Origin of the sequence: Microbacterium sp. Leaf320, from assembly GCF_001423485.1 — a bacterium.
In the GTDB taxonomy this organism is placed as follows: Bacteria; Actinomycetota; Actinomycetes; order Actinomycetales; family Microbacteriaceae; genus Microbacterium.
Window position 1 is genome coordinate 595,573 of record NZ_LMOD01000002.1, and the last position, 21,857, is coordinate 617,429.

The 21,857-nt window shown below is 68.3% G+C and carries 18 protein-coding genes; 9 read left to right on the plus strand and 9 right to left on the minus strand.

Going from position 1 to position 21,857, the window contains the following annotated elements:
• The first annotated feature begins 52 nt into the window (after positions 1-52).
• The 3 genes from ASF63_RS07690 (at position 53) to ASF63_RS07700 (ending at position 4,785) form a co-directional block, all read left to right on the plus strand.
• A complete protein-coding gene (locus ASF63_RS07690) occupies positions 53-1,615 on the plus strand; it encodes a methyltransferase (protein WP_082477934.1) in 1,563 nt (520 codons plus the stop codon).
• Positions 1,616-1,655: 40 nt separating this feature from the next.
• On the plus strand, positions 1,656-2,711 hold the full coding sequence (locus tag ASF63_RS07695) for an LLM class flavin-dependent oxidoreductase (RefSeq protein ID WP_056511621.1): 1,056 nt from the start codon (positions 1,656-1,658) through the stop codon (positions 2,709-2,711).
• Positions 2,712-2,832: 121 nt separating this feature from the next.
• On the plus strand, positions 2,833-4,785 hold the full coding sequence (locus tag ASF63_RS07700; protein WP_056511625.1) for a collagen binding domain-containing protein: 1,953 nt from the start codon (positions 2,833-2,835) through the stop codon (positions 4,783-4,785).
• Between the two features lie 66 nt (positions 4,786-4,851).
• Here ASF63_RS07700 and ASF63_RS07705 read toward each other — a convergent pair whose 3' ends face one another.
• Both ASF63_RS07705 and ASF63_RS07710 read right to left on the minus strand, forming a co-directional pair.
• The gene (locus ASF63_RS07705; protein WP_056511630.1) at positions 4,852-6,615 is read right to left on the minus strand and encodes an alkaline phosphatase family protein; all 1,764 of its coding nucleotides are present in this window, start codon (positions 6,613-6,615) and stop codon (positions 4,852-4,854) included.
• Positions 6,616-6,728: 113 nt separating this feature from the next.
• Complete coding sequence (locus tag ASF63_RS07710) at positions 6,729-9,269, minus strand: fibronectin type III domain-containing protein (RefSeq protein ID WP_056511633.1); 2,541 nt, start codon at positions 9,267-9,269, stop codon at positions 6,729-6,731.
• A 125-nt stretch (positions 9,270-9,394) separates the two neighbouring features.
• Here ASF63_RS07710 and ASF63_RS07715 point away from each other — a divergent pair, with 125 nt between their 5' ends.
• Positions 9,395-9,688, plus strand: a complete 294-nt coding sequence (locus ASF63_RS07715) for a hypothetical protein (RefSeq protein WP_056511636.1) — start codon at positions 9,395-9,397, stop codon at positions 9,686-9,688.
• Between the two features lie 20 nt (positions 9,689-9,708).
• Entirely contained in the window at positions 9,709-11,136 is a 1,428-nt protein-coding gene (locus tag ASF63_RS07720; RefSeq protein WP_056511638.1) for a CCA tRNA nucleotidyltransferase, read from the plus strand.
• A gap of 105 nt (positions 11,137-11,241) precedes the next feature.
• Here the strand turns inward: ASF63_RS07720 and ASF63_RS07725 are convergent, their stop codons facing one another.
• Together ASF63_RS07725 and ASF63_RS07730 are read right to left on the minus strand one after the other, a co-directional pair.
• Positions 11,242-12,321: a hypothetical protein gene (locus ASF63_RS07725; RefSeq protein ID WP_056511643.1), complete on the minus strand. Its 1,080-nt coding sequence runs from the start codon at positions 12,319-12,321 to the stop codon at positions 11,242-11,244.
• Positions 12,318-12,671: a PadR family transcriptional regulator gene (locus tag ASF63_RS07730; RefSeq protein WP_056511646.1), complete on the minus strand. Its 354-nt coding sequence runs from the start codon at positions 12,669-12,671 to the stop codon at positions 12,318-12,320. The genes ASF63_RS07725 and ASF63_RS07730 overlap by 4 nt, the downstream gene beginning before the upstream one ends.
• Positions 12,672-12,831: 160 nt before the next feature.
• On the opposite strand from ASF63_RS07730, the gene ASF63_RS07735 reads away from it, so the two are divergent.
• The 3 genes from ASF63_RS07735 to ASF63_RS07745 all read left to right on the plus strand — a co-directional run bounded on the left by ASF63_RS07735 (position 12,832) and on the right by ASF63_RS07745 (position 16,450).
• Positions 12,832-14,157, plus strand: coding sequence for a GAF domain-containing protein (locus ASF63_RS07735; protein ID WP_056511650.1), 1,326 nt, complete (start codon positions 12,832-12,834; stop codon positions 14,155-14,157).
• 110 nt (positions 14,158-14,267) lie between these two features.
• Positions 14,268-15,833, plus strand: a complete 1,566-nt coding sequence (locus ASF63_RS07740) for an aldehyde dehydrogenase family protein (protein ID WP_056511652.1) — start codon at positions 14,268-14,270, stop codon at positions 15,831-15,833.
• Positions 15,834-16,033: 200 nt separating this feature from the next.
• Positions 16,034-16,450 carry a DUF779 domain-containing protein gene (locus ASF63_RS07745; RefSeq protein WP_056511657.1) on the plus strand — a complete coding sequence of 139 codons (417 nt, stop codon included), beginning with the start codon at positions 16,034-16,036 and terminating at the stop codon, positions 16,448-16,450.
• Between the two features lie 125 nt (positions 16,451-16,575).
• Here ASF63_RS07745 and trpS read toward each other — a convergent pair whose 3' ends face one another.
• Complete coding sequence (gene trpS, locus ASF63_RS07750; RefSeq protein WP_082478013.1) at positions 16,576-17,610, minus strand: tryptophan--tRNA ligase; 1,035 nt, start codon at positions 17,608-17,610, stop codon at positions 16,576-16,578.
• A gap of 198 nt (positions 17,611-17,808) precedes the next feature.
• Between trpS and ASF63_RS07755 the strand changes: the two genes are divergently transcribed.
• Positions 17,809-18,273, plus strand: a complete 465-nt coding sequence (locus ASF63_RS07755) for an HIT family protein (protein ID WP_056511663.1) — start codon at positions 17,809-17,811, stop codon at positions 18,271-18,273.
• Between the two features lie 165 nt (positions 18,274-18,438).
• On the opposite strand, the gene ASF63_RS07760 is transcribed toward ASF63_RS07755, so the two are convergent.
• Genes ASF63_RS07760 through ASF63_RS07775 form a run of 4 tightly spaced genes read right to left on the minus strand, consistent with a single transcriptional unit; the run spans position 18,439 to position 21,804 of the window.
• Positions 18,439-19,194: an ABC transporter ATP-binding protein gene (locus tag ASF63_RS07760; protein WP_056511666.1), complete on the minus strand. Its 756-nt coding sequence runs from the start codon at positions 19,192-19,194 to the stop codon at positions 18,439-18,441.
• Positions 19,191-19,988 carry an ABC transporter ATP-binding protein gene (locus ASF63_RS07765; protein ID WP_056511668.1) on the minus strand — a complete coding sequence of 266 codons (798 nt, stop codon included), beginning with the start codon at positions 19,986-19,988 and terminating at the stop codon, positions 19,191-19,193. Before ASF63_RS07765 ends, ASF63_RS07760 begins: the two co-directional genes overlap by 4 nt.
• Positions 19,985-20,845, minus strand: coding sequence for an ABC transporter permease (locus ASF63_RS07770; protein WP_235560733.1), 861 nt, complete (start codon positions 20,843-20,845; stop codon positions 19,985-19,987). The genes ASF63_RS07765 and ASF63_RS07770 overlap by 4 nt, the downstream gene beginning before the upstream one ends.
• Positions 20,842-21,804, minus strand: coding sequence for an ABC transporter permease (locus ASF63_RS07775; protein ID WP_056511671.1), 963 nt, complete (start codon positions 21,802-21,804; stop codon positions 20,842-20,844). Before ASF63_RS07775 ends, ASF63_RS07770 begins: the two co-directional genes overlap by 4 nt.
• Between the last annotated feature and the right edge of the window lie 53 nt (positions 21,805-21,857).

A 21,857-nucleotide genomic window follows, 5' to 3' on the forward strand; every position in this document is an offset into this window, starting at 1 on the left:
GATCTCAGGCGTCCGGCGAGTGCTGACCTTGTGATTCTAGGCGGCTGGCTGAATGAGAACCCTGAAGACGCGTAGAGTGACGGCCGTGTCCGACACCCTCACCCCCGTTCCCGATCCGCTTCACAGCGCTGCGCTCGCCGCAGATCTCGACGCCGCCGACCTCCGTTCGGAGCCGCTGCGCCGCCTGTGGGGAGAGGAAGAGGACGACGCGCTGGCCCGAGGGATGCGCGAGCCGATCCTGCGCGCGATCGCGGGTGACGACGGCGTGCTCGCGACACTGGGGCGCCTTCTGGTGCTCGGAATGCGCCAGCCCGTGGCTCCGGTGGCAGCTGCACTGCCGAGGCTCGGCATCGACGGCCTGGTCGCGCTGGGCCTTGCGCGCATCGACGGTGACACGGTCGTTCCCACCGCGCTGCTCCGGCCGCAGTCGTTCGTCGACGCCGACGGCATGGGCGAATGGTGGATAGCCAGCGACCTCGACGAGGTGGCGCTCGACGGCGCGCTGCCCGCCGACCATGTGCTCGGGGTGGGCGGCGCGTCTCGCACTCTCGCCGAGATCATCATGCCGATCGAGGTCGACCGTGCTCTGGACCTCGGCACCGGATGCGGCATCCAGGCGCTGCTCGTCGCCCGGCATGCGGGTGCGGTCGTCGCCACGGACATCTCCGCGCGGGCGCTCGCCTACGCCGAGTTGAATGCCCGAATCAACGGCGTCTCGAACATCGAGTTCCGGCTGGGCAGCATGTTCGAGCCGGTCGCGGGAGAGGCATTCGACCTGATCGTGTCGAACCCTCCCTTCGTGATCACCCCTCGGGCCGAGGGCGTGCCCGAGTACGAATACCGCGACGGCGGCCTCGTGGGCGACGCGCTCGTCGAGCAGTTCCTGCGCGCTGCTCCGTCGTTCCTCACCCCCGGCGGGGTCGCCCAGCTGCTCGGCAACTGGGAGTCGCGCGGGGCGCAGCGCGAGCTGACCGGCCGGGTCGGCCTCGATCGTCTCTCGTCCTGGGTGCCCCGTGACCTCGACCTGTGGGTCATCCAGCGCGAGGAGCTGTCTCCGCTCGCCTATGCGGAGCTCTGGATCCGCGACGGCGGCACCACCCCGCGCGACGCCGCCTTCACGCCCTTGCTCACCGCCTGGCTCGACGACTTCGCCGCACGCGGCGTCACCGCGGTGGGCTTCGGCTACATCCTGATGCGGCGGCCTGCGGCGCCCGGGCAGACCGCGCCGCTGCGTCGTCTCGAGCGTCTGTCGCAGCCCGTGTCGAACGTCGGCGGCGCGCTGCGCTCGGGGCTCGCCGCTCACGACCTGCTCGTCGACGGCCTGCCTTCCACACTCTTCACGGCGCCGGACGTCACCGAGGCTCGACACCTGCTTCCGGGTAACGACGACCCCAGCATCATCGAGCTCCGCCAGGGCGGGGGATTCGCGCGCACGATCACGGTCGACCCCGCGGTCGCCGCGTTCGTCGGCGCCTGCGACGGAGATCTGACCGTCATGCAGATCGTGGGGGCTCTCGCCGACCTGTTCGAGGTGCCGCTCGTCGACCTATGGGCGGACCTCGAGCCGCGCATCCGGCAGCTCGTGCTCGACGGTCTGCTGGTGTCGGAGCAGTGATGCGGGAATACGCCTCCGTATATATGCGTTCGAATACACCATGAAGGCTTTCGGATTCCTCTCGTTCGGGCACTACGCAGACGTGCCCGGTTCGGCGACCCGCACTGCGGGAGACATGCTGAAGCAGACCATCGAGATCGCGGAGGGTGCCGACGAGATCGGCGTCAACGGGGCGTCCGTGCGGGTGCACCACTGGGCACGTCAGGCCGCGTCGCCGATGCCGCTGCTGTCGGCCATGGCCGCACGCACGAAGCGCATCGAGGTCGGCACCGGCGTCATCGACATGCGGTACGAGAACCCGTTCCAGTTCGCCGAAGAGGCGGCGGCTCTCGACCTGATCGCCGACGGGCGGATCGCGCTCGGAGTGAGCCGTGGTTCACCCGAGACGGCGCTGCGGGGTTACGAGACCTTCGGCTTCCATGACGAGGAGGACCCGGAGCGCGGCAGCGTCATCGCTCGCGAGAAGTTCGACCTCTTCCTGCGCGCCATCGACGGAGAAGGCCTCGCTCCCGGCGACCCCCGCATGGTCGGTGCGGGGCGCTACCTCGCGATCGAACCGCAGTCGCCGACGCTGCGCGACCACATCTGGTGGGGTTCGGGCTCTCGTGCCACGGCAGAGGAGACCGGACGCAAGGGGCTCAACATGATGAGCTCGACGCTTCTCACCGAGGCGACCGGCGTGCCGTTCCACCAGCTGCAGCGCGAGCAGATCGACCTCTTCCGCAGCGCCTACAAAGAGGCGGGTCACACCGGTACTCCCCGCGTCTCGGTCAGCCGCAGCGTCTTCCCGCTGGTGTCCGACATGGACAGGGCGTACTTCGGCCTCCGCAGCGAGGAGAACGCTGACCAGATCGGCATCATCGACGGCTACCGCTCGACCTTCGGCAAGACCTATGCGGCCGAACCCGACGTGCTGATCCAGCAGCTGCTCGCGGATGAGGCGGTCATGTCGGCGGACACCCTGCTGCTGACCATCCCGAACCAGCTCGGCCCCGAGTACAACCTGCACGTGCTCGAGTCGTTCGCGACCCACGTCGCCCCGGCGCTCGGCTGGAAGCCGAACACCGAGGGCCCCGTGCAGGGAGATCCGGTCTGAGGAACGGACCGTACTGACCGCAAGGAGAGGGGCGGATGCGCGCAGCATCCGCCCCTTCTCCATGCCCCGGGACTGTTCTCCGACCGTCGCCGATATCGCGATATGCCGATACGCTGCCCGCATGCGTGTGGCTAGGGGTGGACTTCTTGCAGGTGCGATCATGCTCGTCGCGGCGCTCGTCGGTGCGATTCCAGCTGCGGCCGCCACCACGACCGCCTGGGCGACCTGGCAGCCTCTGACCGGTGCGGGCGGCGCCTACACGACCACGGTGCAGCTCGCGGCGCAGCCCGCCATCACCGCCACGATGACGAGCGACTCCCGCGCCGGCCAGGTCGATGTCATCTCGGGCGCGACCAACTGGCTCGCGCAGGGGACCCCGGTCGGCGCGAAGTACGGCTCGAGCATCAACCAGTCGTACGTGAACCTGCGGCCGAAGGCCGACAACGCCGCCAGCCCGTCGACGACCACCTACTCGTTCGCGAACCCCACTCCCGCCTCCGGCTGGACCTTCGTGCTCGGCGACATCGACGCCGACTCGGTGCGCATCCAGGCGGTCGGCGCGAACGGGCAGGCGCTCACCGCGGCAGAACTCGGATTCCAGAGCGGCTTCAACTACTGCGCGCCCGGAGTCACGGGCAAGCCCTCGTGCACCGGAGACGCGGCGGACGTGCCGACCTGGGATGCCACGACCCAGACCCTCACCGGAAACGCGGCCGCTCTCGACACGAGCGGTGCGGCCGCATGGTTCGAGCCGAACGTGCCGATCACCTCCCTCACCTTCTCCTTCACCCGCCGATCCGGATTCCCCGTCTACCAGACCTGGTTCGCGTCGATCGCGCGCGACATCACGGGCGTGGTCACCGACGACACCGCGGCACCGCAGCCGGGAGCGACACTCACCCTGACCGATGCGAACGGAGACGTCGTCGCGACCACGACCAGCGGCGCCGACGGCAGCTACTCGTTCCCCGGCGTCGTCGCGACGGCGGGATACACGGTGCGGGTGACGGCCCCCGCGGGCATGATCCCCGAGGGGGCGACCTCGGCTGCTGTTGATCTCACGACCGCCGACGGCGTCGCCGACTTCACCGTGCGCGACATCATCCCCGTCGCCGTCTCGGGACGAGTCGTCGACAACGACGGCAACCCGGTGCCGGGCGCGACCGTGACGGTCGACGGAGTCCAGACCACGACGACGGATGCTCAGGGCAACTACCTGTTCGACGAGGTCGCGGTGGGTCCTCACACCGTCGTCGTCACCCCGCCGCCCGGATACAGCACGACGGATCCGACCGAGCCGCTCGTGGTCCCGCCGGGCAGCGAAGTGCCGATCACCCTCGCGGACTTCGTGCTCGCGGAGAACCCCGACCTGACCGGGGCTGTGCGCGCGAACGGAGCGGGCGTCGCCGGCGTCGCCGTGACTGCGGTCGGACCCGGCGGAACGACACTCACGACCGTGACCGGAGCCGACGGCGGATACTCGTTCCCGCGCCTGCCCTCGGGCGATTACGAGATCACGATCACGACGCCCGACGGTTATGTCGCCACAGGGGCGACCTCGCAGAGCGAGATCGTCGCGACGGCCGACGTGGCGGACGTCGACTTCGAGCTGGCCAGGCTCGGTGGGCTCTCGGGTGTCGTGCGCACAGACGGTGGAGCTCCTGTCGCCGGCGTCACCATCACCCTCACCACCGACGAGGGAGACCAGCAGCTGGTCACGGATGCCGACGGCGCGTACGGTCTCGGCGACCTGCCGCCCGGCACCTACACGCTGACGATCACGGCACCGGCGGGCAGCACGATCGTCGGCCCGTCGACGCTCACGGTCGAGGTCACGGCCGCGGGCGAGACATTCGTCGATCAGGACTTCACGCTCGCCGCGATCGTCGTCACCCCGACGGATCCGCCGACCACGACGCCGACGCCCTCCACGCCTCCGAGCACCGGCGGCGGCCGCCTGCCCGCAACGGGGCTCGGACCCGAGACGTTCACGTGGGCCGCAGTGGGCGGAGCTGTGCTGGCGCTCGGAGCAGTGCTGTTCCTCGTCTCGCGTCGCCGCTCGCACCGCGACTGACCTCAGCGCCTGACTGACCAGGTCGGTTCCGAGGGTCGGGAATGACAGCATCCCGACCCTCCGCTGTCAGGAGCCCTTCGCCGGGCCGAACAGCTCGTCACCGTGTTCGTGCAGCAGTCGGTAGGCGTCGGCGAATGTCTCGGGTTCGGGTTCGCCCGGCTTCCCGTACTTTGCGATGAGCAGACCGAGCAGCCCTCGGGCCGGTGGGGTGAGGGGCTTCATCTGATCCGCTTCCCCCGGCTTCGGCTCGCGTTCCTCGGGGTTCGGCGGGGTGTAGGCGGGCGTCGTGACGGGCCAGTCGGCCGGATGCCGCGGCTTGTCGAGGTTCACGGCGGTGAACAGTGTGTTCGCCGACTGGTCTCGGTCATTGAGCGGCTTCAGGCCGTGCAGCCGTGAGAGCGTCGCGGTGACCGAGCCGTGGTGCATCTCGTCGTGCACGATCGTGCCGCGCCTCGTGTAGGCCGAGATCGCGATGGCGGGCACACGGCATCCGAGGCGATCGAAGGTGAAGCCCATCTCGCCGGCCTCCGTGTCCTTCTCAGGCTTCGTCGCCTGGGGCGGCGGCACATGGTCGTAGCATCCGCCGTGCTCGTCGAACGTGATGAGCAGCAGGGTGTTGACCGCGTTCGAGCCCTTCGGCGACGCGCTGGTGCGGACGGCTTCGTAGATGTCGTGCACGAGCCGGTCTCCGGCCCTGACATCGGAGATCGCGCTGTCGTACACGGCTTCGCCGTCGACCTCGCTCTCGCGAGGCGACCCGAAGGGCGGGTGGAAGTCGTTGTGGTCGTAGACCATGCGCGGCTCGATGAACGCGTATGCCGGCAGCGTGCCGTTCTTGGCATCCGTGTAGAAGTCCTCCATGGTGCCGAAGTGCTCGGTGCGCCAGTACTTCTCGAGCGCGGCGGCGTGCAGCATCCCGGTGAACGAGACGAGCTGCAGCTTGTCGATGTAGATCTTCCAGCTGACCTTCTCGTCTTCGAGGCGGTTGAACACCGTGGGCGCCGCCGGGGCGTCGAGCCACTTGCGGTATCCGCCTCCCGCCTGGTTCGTGACGAAGCCGTGCGAGGTCGACGCGTGGAAGAACGACCGGTTGCAGAACGTCTGCGACGGCACCCCTGCGTACCAGTGGTCGAACACCGCGAACTCGGACGCGAGAGCGGACAGCACCGGAAGCATCTCGGGCGAGAACGAGCCCATGATGTGTGCCGCCTCGTCGGGCTGTGGCTCTGTGCCCTTGCGCAGGCGACGGAGGTTGATGATGTAGTCCTCGAGGAACCCCGACATCGTCGCCTTCTCGCCGTGGGTCGGGGCGTTGAAGGGCGCTGACATCTGGTCGACGAAGAGATCGGCGTTGTCTTTCGGATCGACGGTGCCGAAGATCTGCGTGTTGACGTGCGGATACTCCTCGCCCGGATCGGGATCGGGGAGGCTCATGATCCGATCGGTGTCGCCGGTATAGACGTGGGCGTCGACCACCGTGCCGTCGGACGCGGTGTTGCTGTGCGTGCCGAAGGCGAGCCCCTCGAACTTCTCGCCTTTCGGAAGCGTCTCTTTCGAATACAGGTATCCGAGCAGGTTGTCGAAGGAACGGTTCTCGCCCATCACCACGACGAGGTGGTCGAATCCGGGCTCGCTGCGCGGCGTCAGTGCGGCGAAGGGGTCGGGGTCGGATGCGAACCCGCTGCGATGGTTGCCGACGTTCGCGCCGATCGCGGCACCGGCGGCACCGCCGACCACCACGCCGGCGAGAGCGGCGCCGCCCATCTTGAGGAACCCGCGCCGGGACGTGTCCGGTGCGGCGGGGGAGGAATCGTGCTCTTCTGAGGCCACGCTGCCGATCCTAGGACGGGGGCGTGCCCACCGCACCGGGTGCCGTATATCGGAACGGAAGGGCGCCGCCGGGACCGAAGCCCCGACGACGCCCGAACAGCGGATGCGGTCGACTACTCCGCCGGCTCGGTGCTGCCCGCGTGGCGGCGGCGCCGCATCGCGAACAGGCCGAGGCCGAGGGCGAGCAGCACCACCGCGCCGACGATGTACGGCGTGCTGTCGGCACCCGTCGTCGCGAGCGAGCCGTCGGTCGCGCCTCCCGACCCGGCCGGTGTGGTCGCCCCACCGCTCGCCGCGGCCGTGACGGTGACCGAGGAGGTGACCTCGGTGCCGTCGGCGAGGATCACCGCGAGCGTGTGCGTTCCGGCCGGGGTGTTCGCCGGAATCGTCAGCGTGCGGCTGAACGCGCCATCCGCATCGGCGGTGGCGGTGCCGAGGTCGACGGGGTCGGAGCGCAGCTCGAAGCGCAGCGCGGCATCCGCCTCGAACCCGCTCCCCGAGACGGTGAGCTTTCCACCGGCGACCACGGATGCAGCACCCAGTTCGATCACCGGGGCGGTGGGCTCCTCGATCACGGGCGGCGTGACGCCGGCCTCGGTGACCCACTTCTCACCGGCATCCGACTTCGTCACCGTGAAGGTGTCGTAGACCGAGCCGACGGGGAGGTCGGTCGTGGCATCCGGCTGCTTCTCCGCGAGGTACGAGCGGTAGACCAGCTGGTTCTTCGAGACGTCGATCACCTGGTAGGTGGTGACGCCCTGACCGCGCAGCACCTGGGTGGCGCCGTTGTTGGTCCAGACGTTCTTCTCGGGAGTCTCGAGCTCGTAGTGCTTCGCACCCGAGTTCGACACCACGTACACGGGGCCCGACGTCATGCCGGGGGTCTCGGTCGCATCGGTGTTCACGTAGCCGCGTGCGTAGGTGTGGTCGTGGCCCATGAGCACCAGGTCGATGTCATTGCGCTGGAAGACCGGCAGCCACTCGGCGCGCAGCACCGGCTCGTCACGACCCTCGGATGCCGAGAACACCGGCTGGTGGAAGGTGACGACGTTCCACTTCGACGGACTGTTCTGCAGCAGCAGGTCGAGCCAGGCCGCCTGGAAGCGGGTCCACAGCACGCCGATCTGCGCCGACGGGCACTCGGCACCCGTGCACGACGGCAGACCCGCGGGGGTCAGGAACGTGGTGTCGCGGGTCGCGTTCAGGGTGATGAAGCGCACACCCTGGTAGTCGGTGTAGTACGCGGTCTCGGCGGCGAACGACGACCAGTGATCGAAGAACGCGCGGTACTGCTGCGCGACCTCAGAGTCGCCCTTCGCGAGATCGGCCAGCTCGCCGATCGTGCTCGTCGACGGGTTGTTGTGCGGGTACTCGAACGCCGCCTTCCATGCGGTGAGCAGCTTGTCGCCCGAGTACTCGTGGTTGCCGGGGGCCGCCATCACGTTGGTGCGCACGGCGGAGTCCTCCATGCCCTTGAACCAGTTGAGCCACTCGTTCTCGTTGCTCGAGGTGTTGATCAGGTCGCCGGCGTGCACCGATCCGATCGATCGCGGGGCCTGAGCCTCGGCCTGCTTCACGACACTCGGCCAGGTGGTGTCGAGACCGATCTGGGCGTCGCCGTAGTAGATGAACTGGAAGTCCGTGGCGCTCGGGTCAGCCGTGCGGAACTCGAACCAGTCGCTCCAGCTGCCGGGAAGACCCACACGGTAGCGATAGGCGGTGGCAGGCACGAGGTCGGTGACGGTGGCCGAGAAGTGCTTGTTCGGGTTGCCGTTGACGACACCGGCGTCGTACGCGTCGACCGTGCGGGGCTCACCGCCGGCCGCCGGCGCGATCTCGACCTGGCCGATCGTGTGCGAGGCGTCGCCCGCGAGCCACGAGAACGACTGCGACACGGCGGGCTGCTCGGTCGGGGTCAGGATCACGCGGGTCGGCGGAGCCACGACGGGCGAGCCGGGGTCGGATGCCTCGACCAGTGTGAGCGACGACATGTCGAAGTAGATGTCCGAGCTCGACTCGCGGTCCTGGAACAGGGCGACGGCGATGTCGTTCGTACCGTCATGCAGCAGCTCGCCTTCGGCGCTGAACGTGCTGGTGAGCGGGTCGCCGCCACTGTCGCCGGCGTACTCGACGTTGACGGTGTCGGTGATGCGGCCGTCGACGTAGCGCGCGACCTCTTCGCCGTTGATCCAGACGATGATCGCGTCGTCGTAGGTGATCGTGCTGCGCAGCGCCGCGACCTGCTCGGCCACGCCCGCCTCGAGCTCGAATGTCGTGCGGAAGAAGTAGGTGGGCACCGTGGGAGCCGCCGCTCCGTCGATGTAGTGGTTCAGCAGCGTCTTCGGGGTGACCGGGCCGACGGGGGCGAGTACGCCGTTCTTCGCTCCGAACGAGCCGGGCGCCGACTTCCAGGCGCTGTCGTCGTAGTCGGGGAGGGTCCAGTCGCGGAGCGCCGCGGGTGCGGGCGACGGGTCGGATCCGTCGTCGAGGTAGCGCCACGTGGTGTCGCCGGTGATCAGCGAGTCGGTCGGCACATCGGGCTCGCCGGCGGCGGTCGCGATGGGGGCGACGACAGCGCCGCCGAGCAGGGCGAGGACGGCGGCGGACGCGAGTCCGTAACGCCGCCACCGCACCGCAGGGGTGGGGGAGGTCATGAGTGTCCTTCGTGGGGTGGGGGTTTCCGAGCTCAGCCGCACGGGGCCCGACCAGCTCATCGAAAGCGGATGGCCTCGGGGTTGCCGCAGGACGACGGTCGGGTGAACGCCGCTACGGTGGGGGCATGAGCTATGCGGGGGAGTCGTCGATCGAGGCACGCGTCCGGGCCGTCAACTCCGATTTCGGCAGGCGTCAGACGCGGCTGTTCATCACGTTCGCGCTGATCGAGGGGCCGGTGCTTCTGCTGCTCGCCGTCGCCATCTACGGGTTCGAGGTCATCGACCCCGAGATCGGCATCTGGTTCATCGTCGCGGTCGCGATGGTCGGCGGATTCCTGATGAGCGCTCTGCTCGTGCGGCTGATGCAGGCGCGGGTCCGCGCCGTCGCCCAGGCCAAGGGCGAGAACCCGCTGTTCTGACCCCCGGTACGCTGGAACCCATGCTCAACATGGCTGACGGCCTCGACCGTCTCGGCGCGCTCGCCGAGAATCCGGTCGTCCGTACCCTCGCCGATGCGTTCGCGGCGGCGGGCTTCGACCTCGCTGTCGTCGGCGGTCCGGTGCGCGACGCGCTGCTCGGCCGCCCCACGCACGACCTCGACTTCACCACGAACGCGCTGCCCGACGACATCCTGCGCATCGTCACACCGATCTCGACCGCTCAGTGGGACATCGGTCGTGCGTTCGGCACGATCGGCGCACGGGTGCAGGGCGAGCAGGTCGAGGTCACCACGTACCGGGCCGACAGCTACGACGGGGTGACCCGCAAGCCGACCGTCGAGTTCGGCGACACGATCGACGCCGACCTGCACCGCCGCGACTTCACGGTCAATGCGATGGCACTGCTGGTTCCGTCCGTCAAGCTCGTCGACCCGGCCGGGGGAGTCGAAGACCTCATCGCCGGGGTGCTCCGCACGCCGGCGGATCCGCAGGTCTCGTTCGGCGATGACCCGCTGCGGATGCTGCGCGCGGCGCGCTTCAGCGCCCAGCTGGGCTTCCGCATCGAAGACGCCACATTCGATGCGATCACCGAGCTCAAGGCGACCCTCGAGATCGTGAGCCCGGAGCGCATCCAATCCGAGCTCGTGCGCCTGATGCAGACCGAAGACCCCGTGCGCGGTATCCGCGCGCTGGTAGACACCGGTCTGATCGAGGAGTTCCTGCCCGAGGTCAGTGCTCTGCGACTCGAGGTCGACGAGCACCACCACCACAAGGACGTCTACGAGCACTCGCTCACGGTGCTCAGCCAGGCGATCTCGCTCGAGCAATCGCGCAACCCCGGCGCCGAAACCGACGTCGCTCTGCGCATCGCCGCACTTCTGCACGACATCGGCAAGCCGCGCACCCGCAAGCTCGAAGACGGCGGGGTGGTCACCTTCCATCACCATGACGTCGTCGGCTCGCGCATGGCGCGCAAGCGCCTGCAGACTCTGCGGTTCGACACCGGCACCACTGACGCGGTCGCGAAGCTGATCGAGCTGCACCTGCGGTTCTTCGGATACGCCGAGGGCGCCTGGACGGATGCCGCGGTGCGCCGCTACGTCCGCGATGCGGGCGACCAGCTCGAGCGCCTGCACATCCTCACCCGTGCCGACGTCACCACCCGCAATAAGCGCAAGGCCGGTCGCCTCGCCTCGGCGTACGACGACATCGAGTCGCGCATCGCCGCGCTGCGCGAGCAGGAGGAGCTCGACTCCATCCGGCCCGAACTCGACGGCAATCAGATCCAGCAGATCCTCGGCATCGCGCCTGGCCGCGAGGTCGGCGAGGCCTACAGGTTCCTGCTCGAACTGCGACTCGATGAGGGAGTCATCGGCGCGGATGCCTCCGAGCAGCGCCTCCGCGAGTGGTGGGCTGCCCGGGGCTGAGCCCGGTCACTCCTCCGGTTCTTCGGCCTCGGCTGCCTGGCCCAGTGCTTCGCGCACGAGGTGGGAGATGTCGATCGAGATGATCCGTTCGGTCATGGTCCGGCCTCAGGGAACGGGAGACTCGGTCGGCTGCGGCACACCATCCGTCTCCGGAGCCGGTGTGGCGCTCGCCGCATCGATGCTCGGCGCCTTCTGGAACGGTGGCGCCGGCTGCTTCGTCGTCGACAGGTCGGGCTGCCCGGTCATCGGATCCCACTCCGCCTCGTCCAGCGGGTAGATGTTCCAGACGGGCTTGCCCCGGTAGTCCTCGGACGGAATCGTCGCCAGCATCCCGTTGTCCTGCATTCCGAACTCGGTCTCGCCGTCCTTCTCGGTGAAGAGGATCTGACCGCCCGACGCTCCATACAGGTCGAGCGGCGTGCCCTTGCCGGTGAAGAGCTGCACGTGGTCGATGGGGTTGCCGTCGGCGTCGTAGGCGAAGATGTTGTTGATCTGCACGCCGTCGAGAACCAGCCCGTCCATGACGACGGGCTGAGTCGAATAGACGTGCTCGACGCGCGGAGACATCACTGAGATCACGAGTCCCGGCAGCACGATCACAGCCAGGATGCCGGCGACCGTGCGCACGTGGCGCAACGGGTTCTTGGGAAGCCAACGGTCACGACCCCATTGCACGCTGATGAGGATGGACGCGCCGATGAACAGCCAGTGCAGAGGAGACGCGGGCATGGCCCACCAGTTGTAGGACTCGAACGGCTGATAGGTGAAGGGCGGAAGGAGCGCGATGATCGCGGCGACCGCTGCGTACAACCCGACTCCGCGCAGCACCCACCACACCGGGCGGAGCGCGACCAGCAGGTCGAGGAGCCACGCGCCGGCCGAGCTGCGGCGGATGCCGTCGACGACACCGCGACCCCAGGAGCGGACCCGCGCACCGAGGCGGACTCGCTGGTGGCCCTGCGTTCGAGGAGGCAGACCCGCCGCAGATCGCAGCTCTTCGGCGTATGCCCCGGGATCACCGAGCTCGAGCACTCCGTCGTTGTCTGCAGCCTGGTCCGCGAGGTCGGCGGTGAGACCGCCGACGATCTCATCGAGCTCGTCGGCGGGGAGATCGTCGAGGTACTCGCGTACGGCCAGTGCGAACGAGCGGATCTGCTCGTCGATCGAGACGGCGGTGTCGTTCATCGGTTCTCTCCGATCGTGGGTGTGTCGGTGGTTGTGATTGTGAGCAGCGTGGACATCGCCCCCGCGAAGTCCAGCCAGGTGACGGTCTGCGAGTCGAGAGCCGCACGACCCTGCGGGTTGATCGCGTAGTACTTGCGGTGCGGGCCGCCGTCGGAGGGGACGACGTAGCTCGAGAGGCTGCCTGCCGCGTAGAGCCGGCGCAACGTGCCGTAGACCGACGCGTCGCCCACGTCGCCGAGACCTGCATCCCTGAGTCTGCGGACGATGTCGTAGCCGTATCCGTCTTCTGTGCGGAGCACCGCGAGAACCGCGACGTCGAGCACTCCCTTGAGCAACTGCGTGGTGTCCATTCGACCTCCTTCGATGCACTGGACACTACCACGCACTGCACAGTAGTGCGCGAGGCGCGTGTCTGCCGCCGTGTCGGAGCACCGGAATATCGCGGGTTCCGTCTGCGGCATCCGGCTCCTACACTGAGGTAACGCTCCACCATCGACGATCGGAGACGCTGTGGTTGCGTCGTGGCAGGTGTCACGTGACGGCCCACCTGAGGCCTCTCGTCTGCTGATCGAGCGTGCGCACGAGGAACTCATCGCCGGCAACCTCGACGATCATCGCCTCCAGCAGGTGCGCCCCCTTGTCCGCGAATCCTGGGTCCGTTCCTGGCGGGGTCGGGTGGGACCCGAGGCCGCACCGTCGATCGAACTCGTCACAGACGAGCTCGAGGCCTACCGGCTCGCCCACCCGCTCGCATCCGCGATGGACATGATCCGAGCGCTGCTGCTTCCCGGCACCCCGGAGGAATCAGGCGTGGTCATCGCCGTCGGCGATCAGGCCGGACGCCTGCTCTGGATCGAAGGCGACCGCCAGCTGCAGTCGCTCACCGAGGGCATGGGATTCGTCGCGGGGGCGAACTGGGCGGAGGATGCCGTCGGCACCACCGCCCCCGGAACCGCCCTGACGCTCGGACAATCCGTGCAGATCCGTGGTGCGGAGCACTACAACCGACTCGTGCACCCGTGGTCGTGCACTGCGGCGCCCGTGCGCGACCCCGAGACGCAGCGTGTGCTCGGGGTGATCGACATCACCGGTGGCGACGAGGTCGTCTCGACCCAGGCTCGACTTCTGGTCGACGCCACGGCGCGCGCGGTCGAATCCGAGTTGTTGGTCGCCCGACTTCGAGCACGGAGCGAAGCGCCCCGACCGACCACGATCTCATCTCGCGCCAAGCCGACCACCCGCGCGACACTGCATGTGCTCGGCAGAGACAGGGCGCGGCTCGAGAGCGAGACCGAGCTCGAAGAGTCGGTGATCGAGCTCAGCGCGCGTCATGCCGCGATCCTGCTCATGCTCGCGGTCAACCGCCAGGGGCTGTCCGCCGAGCGGTTGAGCGAGCTCGTCTACGGACCGGAGGCATCCGCCGATACGCTGCGACCCGAGATGGTGCGCCTGCGCAAAGTCCTCGAGAAGCACGCCCCCAGTCTCGTGCCCGAGTCCCGGCCGTACCGACTGGCCGTTCCCCTCGAGACCGATGCGCACGACGTACTCTCGCTGCTCGACCGAGGAGCCCATCGCGTCGCGCTCACCGCCTACCGGGGTCCGGTTCTGCCCGAGTCGACCTCGCCGGGGGTCGAGGAGTTCCGCGAGTCCGTCAGAGCGGCGCTGCGCGAGGCGATGCTGTCGGAGGCGAGCCTCGACGTGCTGCTCGCCTACGCCGAGATCCCCGAGGGGCAGAGGGATGCCGCAGCTCTCCGTCTCGCGCTCGAGATGCTCCCCGCGCGGTCGCCGAAGCGCGCGGGACTGGTCGCGCGGATCGAGCGCCTCGAACAGGGCTGACCGGCTCGCAACCGGGCGCAACGTTGCGCATTCGGGCGCAACGTCCGCAGACGTACCGTCGGAGGACAGCCGCGCAGCACCGACGCCCGCGGCCCGTCGAAGGAGTTCCGATGACGATCGTCGAAGAAGACGTGTCCACCGCCCGCGCATCCTCCGCGTACGCCGCTCCCGGTCAGCCGGGCGCCGTCGCGACCTACCGTCCCCGGTACGGGCATTACATCGGCGGCGAGTTCGTGGACCCGGTCAAGGGCCAGTTCTTCGAGAACGTCAGCCCGGTCAACGGCAAGCCTTTCACCGAGGTGGGCCGGGGAACCGTCGAAGACGTCGACCGTGCGGTCGACGTCGCCTGGAAGGCCTTCGCGAGCTGGGGCAAGACCAGCCCCGCAGAGCGCTCAGTGATCCTCAACAGGATCGCCGACCGCATCGAACAGCACCTCGAGGAGATCGCTGTCGCCGAGACCTGGGAGAACGGCAAGCCGGTGCGCGAGACTCTCGCTGCCGACATCCCCCTCGCGGTCGATCACTTCCGCTATTTCGCAGGTGTGCTCCGCGCTCAGGAGGGCGGCATCAGCCAGCTCGACGAGAACACGGTCGCGTACCACTTCCACGAGCCGCTCGGTGTGGTCGGCCAGATCATCCCGTGGAACTTCCCGATCCTCATGGCCGTGTGGAAGCTCGCGCCGGCGCTCGCCGCAGGCAACTGCGTCGTCATCAAGCCGGCGGAGCAGACCCCGGCATCCCTTCTCTTCCTCTTCGACATCATCGGCGACCTGCTGCCGGCCGGTGTCGTGAACATCGTCAACGGCTTCGGGATCGAGGCGGGTGCCCCGCTCGCGCAGCACAAGCGCATCCGCAAGGTCGCCTTCACGGGTGAGACCACGACGGGTCGCCTGATCATGCAGTACGCGTCGCAGAATCTGATCCCCGTGACGCTGGAACTCGGAGGCAAGAGCCCGAACGTGTTCTTCGAAGATGTCGCGCGCGACACCGCAGACCCGTTCTATGACAAAGCGCTCGAGGGATTCACGATGTTCGCGCTGAACCAGGGCGAGGTCTGCACGTGCCCGTCACGCGCACTGATTCAGCGATCGATCTACGACGGGTTCCTCGCCGACGGACTCGAGCGGGTCGGCAAGGTGATCCAGGGCAACCCCCTCGACCCCGCCACGATGATCGGCGCCCAGGCGTCGAACGACCAGCTGGAGAAGATCCTCAGCTACATCGACATCGGCAAGCAGGGCGGCGCGCGGCTGCTCACGGGAGGCGACCGCGTCGACCTCGGCGGTGACCTCAGCGAGGGCTACTACGTCGCGCCGACCGTGTTCGAGGGCACGAACGACATGCGCATCTTCCAGGAGGAGATCTTCGGCCCCGTGCTCTCGGTCACCTCGTTCGACGACTTCGACGATGCGATCTCGATCGCGAACGACACTCTCTATGGCCTTGGCGCCGGGGTGTGGAGCCGCAGCGGCGACACGGCCTACCGCGCAGGGCGTGCGATCGAGGCCGGTCGCGTCTGGACCAACACGTATCACCAGTACCCTGCTCACGCTGCGTTCGGTGGATACAAGCAGTCGGGCGTCGGTCGCGAGAACCACAAGATGATGCTCGACCACTACCAGCAGACCAAGAACCTCCTGGTCTCGTATGCGGAAGGCCCGATGGGATTCTTCTGAGTTCGGAGCCCGTCTTCCGGTCGTTGAGCGAGGAGCGAAGCCCCGAGACGAAACGCGCTGAGCCGCTTGCCGCGTTTCGTCTCGGTCGGCTCCGCCGTCCTCGCTCAACGACCGGGGATCGGTCTCGTTCGTTGAGCGAGCGGAGCGAGACGAAACGCGTCTCCCGATCGACGACCGGGGGCTATCGAGAGGAGTGGACCATGGTCAGCATCGGCACATACCAGCGGGTCGACGTGACGGATGCCGCGGCATCCCTCATCCGCGATCTCACCGTGCAGCACGGTCCCCTGATGTTCCATCAGTCGGGCGGATGCTGCGACGGCTCGTCGCCCATGTGCTATCCCGTCGGGATGTTCATCACGGGGCCCGGAGACGTGCTGCTCGGTGCGCTCGAGGTGGGACTCGACGCTCCGGTCGAGGTCTTCATGTCGGAGTCGCAGTTCGAGTACTGGAAGTACACGCACCTCACGATCGACGTCGTGCCGGGGCGCGGTGCCGGCTTCTCGGTCGAGGGTCCGACGGGGATGCGATTCCTGATCCGCTCCCGGATGCTGAACGACGCGGAGCTTTCGTACTTCGGGCTCGCGCCTTCGGCGGGCGGCCGATCGGCTGGCTGATGCCCGACTGGCTGGCGATTCGCCGTCGATCGGTCAGCCATCCGTGAAACGGACAGTCATCCGGGATGGATGCAGGAGACGATGAAGCGATGCGGAGTTCAGCCGAACTGACCTCTTGACGGCCGTCAGTACGTCATGCCCATCGCCGTTCTCACCTCGTCGAGCGTGTCGTTCGCGATCGACTGCGCGCGCGCATTGCCCTCGCGGAGCACGGCGGCGGCGTCGGCCACGGTGAGCGCGGCACGACGAGCACGGTGGTCTGCGAGAAACTCGTTCACTGCCTCTGTGGTGAGGCGCTTGAGTGCCCCGGCTCCCGCACCACCGACCTCATTCGCGATCTCCTCCGGAGTGCGGTCGAGGACGACGGCGGCGGTCGCGAGCAGACCCGATACGCCCGGCCGGTTCGTGGGGTCGTAGGTGATGACGCGCTCCGAATCGGTGGGAGCCCGCCTGATGGCTTCGGCGGTCTCGTCTGCGGACATCCCCAGTGCGATGGCGTTCCCGTAGCTCTTCGACATCTTGCGCCCGTCGAGGCCCGGAAGCTCAGGGGTCTCGGTGACGAGCGCGGCAGGCTCGGGGAACACGAGGCCGTATCGCTCGTTGAAGCGACGCGCGATGGTGCGCGTCATCTCGACGTGCGGGAGGTTGTCTTTGCCCACGGGAACGAGGTTGCCTTTGCAGAACAGGATGTCGGCCGCTTGGTGCGCGGGATAGGTGAGCAGCAGGCCGCTCAAGGTTCGACCGGACGCGGCGAGCTCGCTCTTGACCGTCGGGTTGCGATGCAGCTCCGCCTCGCTGACCAGGCTCAGGAAGGGAACGAGCAGCTGGTTGAGTGCAGGAACAGCCGAGTGGGTGAAGATCGTCGTCGACGTCGGGTCGAGACCGGCGGCGAGGTAGTCGAGGATGGCGCCGTATACCGCGCTGCGCACGTCGCCGGCCGAGTCGCGGTCGGTGATCACCTGGTAGTCGGCCAGGATGACGAACGTCTCGACACCGACATCCTGCAACCGGACGCGCTCGCGGATGGTGCCGAAGTAGTGGCCGAGGTGCAGTCGTCCTGTGGGGCGCTCCCCGGTGAGAACGCGGTATCTCTCGGGATGCTGCTCGATCGCCTCCCGGAGGTCGGGCATGCGAGCGAGGGTTGCGGCGTACGAGTCCATGATCTGCTCCTGATTCGAGAGGAGCTGCACGGACATGGATCCGCGAAGGGGTCGCGGGCTGCCGTGCAGCCCGCGCGTCAATGCGTTACGGCTGCTCGTGCAGCCACCACGACGAAACGGTGAAACGCATAGGTCGAGGATAGTGACCCGCGGCGCTCGAGGCGACCGGCAGCGGCATTCCCCTGGTTACATGGTCCGATGTGGTGGACGGATGAGGAGTGGGCCGAACTCGTGGACCCGGAGCTCTGCGGGATGTGCGCCGACGCACATCTGCCCGAGAACGAGCACAGCATTCTCGTGGCCTCGACCGAGATGACTCACGTCCGACTGGTGCGCAACCAGGCGCATCCCGGCTACACCGTGGTCATCCTCCGCGAGCATCTCACTGACCTCGCTGAGCTGGACGCCGATCAGCTCAGCGCGTTCTGGCGCGACGTCCAACGCGCGGGTCGGGCCGTCGACAAGGCATTCGACCCGCGGAAGATCAACTACCTGGTGATGGGGCATCGGGCACCGCATCTTCACTGCCATGTGTTCCCGCAGCACCTGGGGGACGACCCACTGCAGAATGTGGACATCTCCGACGGCCCTGCGTATCTCCCGGACGCGGAGTTGACCCATACGTTGGTCGTACTACGAGAGTCCTGGCACGCGTTGGGCTGACACCACGGAGTCGTCTACGGCCACTCGGCTGGACGACGTCCGACTGTCTGAAGACTCGCCGTCGATCGGTCAGCCATCCGTGAAACGGACAGTCATCCGGGGATGGCGGGGATGGCGGGGATGGCGGGGATGGCGGGGATGGCCGGGATGGCGGGGACGGTGCGATCAGCGGGGCAGGCGCGGAACCGCATCGACCAGCGCCCGTGTGTAGGGATCCTGCGGGGCGTGCAGCACGGATCCCGTGGCGCCCTGCTCGACGATGCGACCGTTCTGCAGCACGACCGTTCGGTCGCAGGCAGAGGCGATCGCCGTGAGATCGTGCGACACCATGACCAGCGAGAGGCCGTTCTCGCGACGCAGCCGGTCGAGGAGGTCGAGCACCTGCACGCGGGTGGTGACGTCGAGAGCGCTGACCGGCTCGTCAGCGAGCAGAACCCGAGGACGCGAGACCACCGCGCGCGCGATCGCGATGCGCTGACGCTGCCCGCCCGAGAACTCATGGGGGTAGCGGCGGGCGGTGTCAGCGGGAAGGCCGACGGATTCGAGGGATTCGGCGATGCGGCGCTGTGCATCGCCTCCGGAGGCGAGGCCCAGCGAACGCAGCGGCTCGCCGATGATCCGGTCGATGCGCTGGCGGGGGTCGAGCGACGAGTACGGATCCTGGAACACCGGCTGCACGCTCGCCCGGAACCGCCGCATCTGCGCACGGTCCCGCAGGTTCAGCGGAGCTCCGTCGAACAGCACCTGTCCCTCTCGGGGAGCTGCGAGCCCGAGCAGCAGACGGAGGATCGTCGACTTGCCCGCGCCCGACTCGCCGACGAGGCCGAGCGAGTCACCCTCGTCGAGGCTCAGCGAGACGTCGTCGAGCACCCGACGGGATCCATAGGAGAAACCGGCTTCACGCAGCTCGAGAAGACTCACGCGCCAGCCTCCTTCGCGTCGAGGAACGCGTCGAGTGCACGCGCGCTGTCGACCAGCATCCGCGTGTACGGTTCCGCCGGATCCTGCAGCACCTGCGCGACCGCGCCCTCTTCGACGACCAGACCGTCACGCAGCACGACGATGCGATCGACCATGCGCGACACGACCGCGAGGTCGTGGCTGATGAAGAGCAGCGCCATGCCGCGTTCGGCGATGAGTCGCTCGAGCAGGGAGAGCACGGCATCCTGCACCGTGACATCGAGTGCGGTCGTCGGCTCGTCGGCGATGAGCAGCTGCGGACGCGCCGCGAGGGCGATCGCGATCGCCACGCGCTGGCGCTGACCCCCCGAGAGTTCGTGCGGGTAGGCGCGTGCGAACCGTGGCTCTGACAGAGCCACTTCGTCGAGGGACGCGGCGACCGCCGACTTCAGCTCGGCACCGCGCAGGCCGAGGTGACGACGCAGCGGTTCGGCGATCTGGCGGCCGACCCTCATCAGAGGATCGAGCGCGGTGAGCGGCTCCTGGAACACGATCTGGGCGACGGGGCCTCGGAGTGGGCGCAGGTCGGCATCCCGAGCACCGACGACCTGATGCCCGTCGAGCAGCACTGACCCGGAGGCGACGAGAGAATCAGGCAGCAGGCCGGTGACCGCGAGCGAGGTGAGCGACTTGCCCGAACCGGATTCGCCGATCAGCCCCAGGCGCTCGCCCGCCCCCAGCGAGAACGAGACATCGCGCACCAGGGTGCCGGATCCTGAGCGCACAGTGAGACCTGCGACATCGAGAATGCTCATCGGCTCCTCCTGCGGGTCGGGTCGGCGAGGTCGCGCAGGCCGTCGGCGAGGAAGTTCACTCCGAGCACGAGCGCGATGATCGCGATGCCGGGGGCGATCGCACCGACGGGGGCGGTCATCACGGTGCCCTGGGCCTCCTGCAGCATCCGGCCCCACGAGGCGTTGGGCGGCGGTGCACCGAGCCCGAGGTACGACAGGCTCGCCTCGGCGAGCACGGCGGCACCGAACTGCAGCGCGAGGCTGACGGCGAGAGTGGGCGCGATGTTGGGCAGCACGTGCTGGAAGACGATGCCGAGCACACTCGTGCCGCTCGTGCGCGCCGCGGTGATGTACTGCTCCTGCAGCACGCGGCGGGCCAGGATGCGGGTGAGGCGCGCGACGACCGCCGACATCGCGAGACCGATCGCGAGCACCGCCGACCACAGCGACGCTCCCTGAACGGCGACGACGAGCATGGCGAGCAGCAGCACGGGGAAGGCGATCACGACGTCGAGGCCCGCAGACAGCGTGTCGTCGACCCAGGGGCGCGAGAACGCGGCGATGAGACCGACGACCGTGCCGATGATCGCCGCGATCGCGACCGAGCAGGTGCCGACGATGAGGGCGATCCGGGCACCCCACATCAGTTGCGACAGCAGGTCGCGACCGAGTCGATCGGTGCCGAGCAGGTGCAGACCGCTCGGTCCCTCGAGACGGCTGCCGCTGGTGTCGGCGAGCGGATACGGAAGCCAGAACAACGAGACCAGCGCGATGAGCACGATGGCGCCGGTCAGGACGAGTCCGATGAGCAGGGTCGCCTTCGGACGCCTCCGCACGGAGACGGAGCCTGTGACCATCTGCTCGGCGACGCGGCTCATCGGTTGCCCGAGACGCTCGTGCGCAGACGCGGATCGATCAGGCGCTGCACGATGTCGGCGGCGAACCCGACGAGCAGCACGAAGAGCGTGCTGACGACGAGCACACCCTGGATCACCTGGAAGTCGTGCTGCTCGATGGCCGACAGCAGCAGGCTGCCGAGGCCGGGAAGAGTGAAGACGCTCTCGACCACGACCGCGCCGAGGAGCGTGGTGGACAGCTCGATGCCGAGGATCGCGACGACGGGCACCGAGCCGTTGCGCACGCCGTGACGCAGCAGCGCCTCGGACATGCCCGACCCGCCCGCTCGCGCGGTGCGCAGGTAGTCGCTCCCGATCACGTCGAGGGTGGCGGAGCGCACATAGCGGCTGAGCGAGGCGCTCATGACGATCACGATCGTGATCACCGGGAGTGTGAGCGAGCGCAGCGCATCCGCCGGATCGTCCCAGTCATCGCGGGGGAAACCGCCCGACGGCAGCAGGCCGAGCCCGAGTGCGAAGATCCAGACCAGCACGACGCCGACCCAGAACACGGGCACGGCGACCCCCAGCTGCGCGAAGCCGGAGAGGGCGATGCCGTACCAGCGGTCGGACTTCACGGCAGCGGTGATGCCGATCACAAGCGAGACGAGCAGGGCTGCGGTGAAAGCGATGAGCGTGAGCGGCAGCGTCACGGCGAGGCGGTCGGCGATGTCGGGGCCCACCGGACGCGAGCTCAGGAACGACTCGCCGAGGTCGAAGCGCAGCAGCTGCCCGGCCCAGGTCGTGAACTGCTGCAGGAGGGGCTGATCGGACCCGACCTGTGCACGGGCGGCGGCGATCTGCTCGGGGGTGGCGTTCACCGAGAGCAGGGCGTTCGCCGGGTCACCGGGGAGCAGGCGCAGCAGCACGAAGATCGCGATCATCGCGACGACGAGCGACACCACGAGGAACGCGAGGCGGCGGATCAGGTAGGCGAGCATGGCTTCTCAGGATGAAAGAGGGGGATGCCGACGCGCGGCATCCCCCTCGCGCG

Bases quoted from the DNA above. Each gene is read 5' to 3' on its own strand.
- ASF63_RS07690 (WP_082477934.1), top strand. From the start codon at position 53: ATGAGAACCCTGAAGACGCGTAGAGTGACGGCCGTGTCCGACACCCTC.
- ASF63_RS07775 (WP_056511671.1), bottom strand. From the start codon at position 21,804: ATGCTCGCCTACCTGATCCGCCGCCTCGCGTTCCTCGTGGTGTCGCTC.
- ASF63_RS07745 (WP_056511657.1), top strand. From the start codon at position 16,034: ATGGTCAGCATCGGCACATACCAGCGGGTCGACGTGACGGATGCCGCG.
- ASF63_RS07740 (WP_056511652.1), top strand. From the start codon at position 14,268: ATGACGATCGTCGAAGAAGACGTGTCCACCGCCCGCGCATCCTCCGCG.
- ASF63_RS07695 (WP_056511621.1), top strand. From the start codon at position 1,656: ATGAAGGCTTTCGGATTCCTCTCGTTCGGGCACTACGCAGACGTGCCC.
- ASF63_RS07765 (WP_056511668.1), bottom strand. From the start codon at position 19,988: ATGAGCATTCTCGATGTCGCAGGTCTCACTGTGCGCTCAGGATCCGGC.
- ASF63_RS07730 (WP_056511646.1), bottom strand. From the start codon at position 12,671: ATGGACACCACGCAGTTGCTCAAGGGAGTGCTCGACGTCGCGGTTCTC.
- ASF63_RS07725 (WP_056511643.1), bottom strand. From the start codon at position 12,321: ATGAACGACACCGCCGTCTCGATCGACGAGCAGATCCGCTCGTTCGCA.
- ASF63_RS07700 (WP_056511625.1), top strand. From the start codon at position 2,833: ATGCGTGTGGCTAGGGGTGGACTTCTTGCAGGTGCGATCATGCTCGTC.
- ASF63_RS07710 (WP_056511633.1), bottom strand. From the start codon at position 9,269: ATGACCTCCCCCACCCCTGCGGTGCGGTGGCGGCGTTACGGACTCGCG.
- trpS (WP_082478013.1), bottom strand. From the start codon at position 17,610: ATGGACTCGTACGCCGCAACCCTCGCTCGCATGCCCGACCTCCGGGAG.
- ASF63_RS07770 (WP_235560733.1), bottom strand. From the start codon at position 20,845: ATGAGCCGCGTCGCCGAGCAGATGGTCACAGGCTCCGTCTCCGTGCGG.
- ASF63_RS07755 (WP_056511663.1), top strand. From the start codon at position 17,809: ATGTGGTGGACGGATGAGGAGTGGGCCGAACTCGTGGACCCGGAGCTC.
- ASF63_RS07715 (WP_056511636.1), top strand. From the start codon at position 9,395: ATGAGCTATGCGGGGGAGTCGTCGATCGAGGCACGCGTCCGGGCCGTC.
- ASF63_RS07720 (WP_056511638.1), top strand. From the start codon at position 9,709: ATGCTCAACATGGCTGACGGCCTCGACCGTCTCGGCGCGCTCGCCGAG.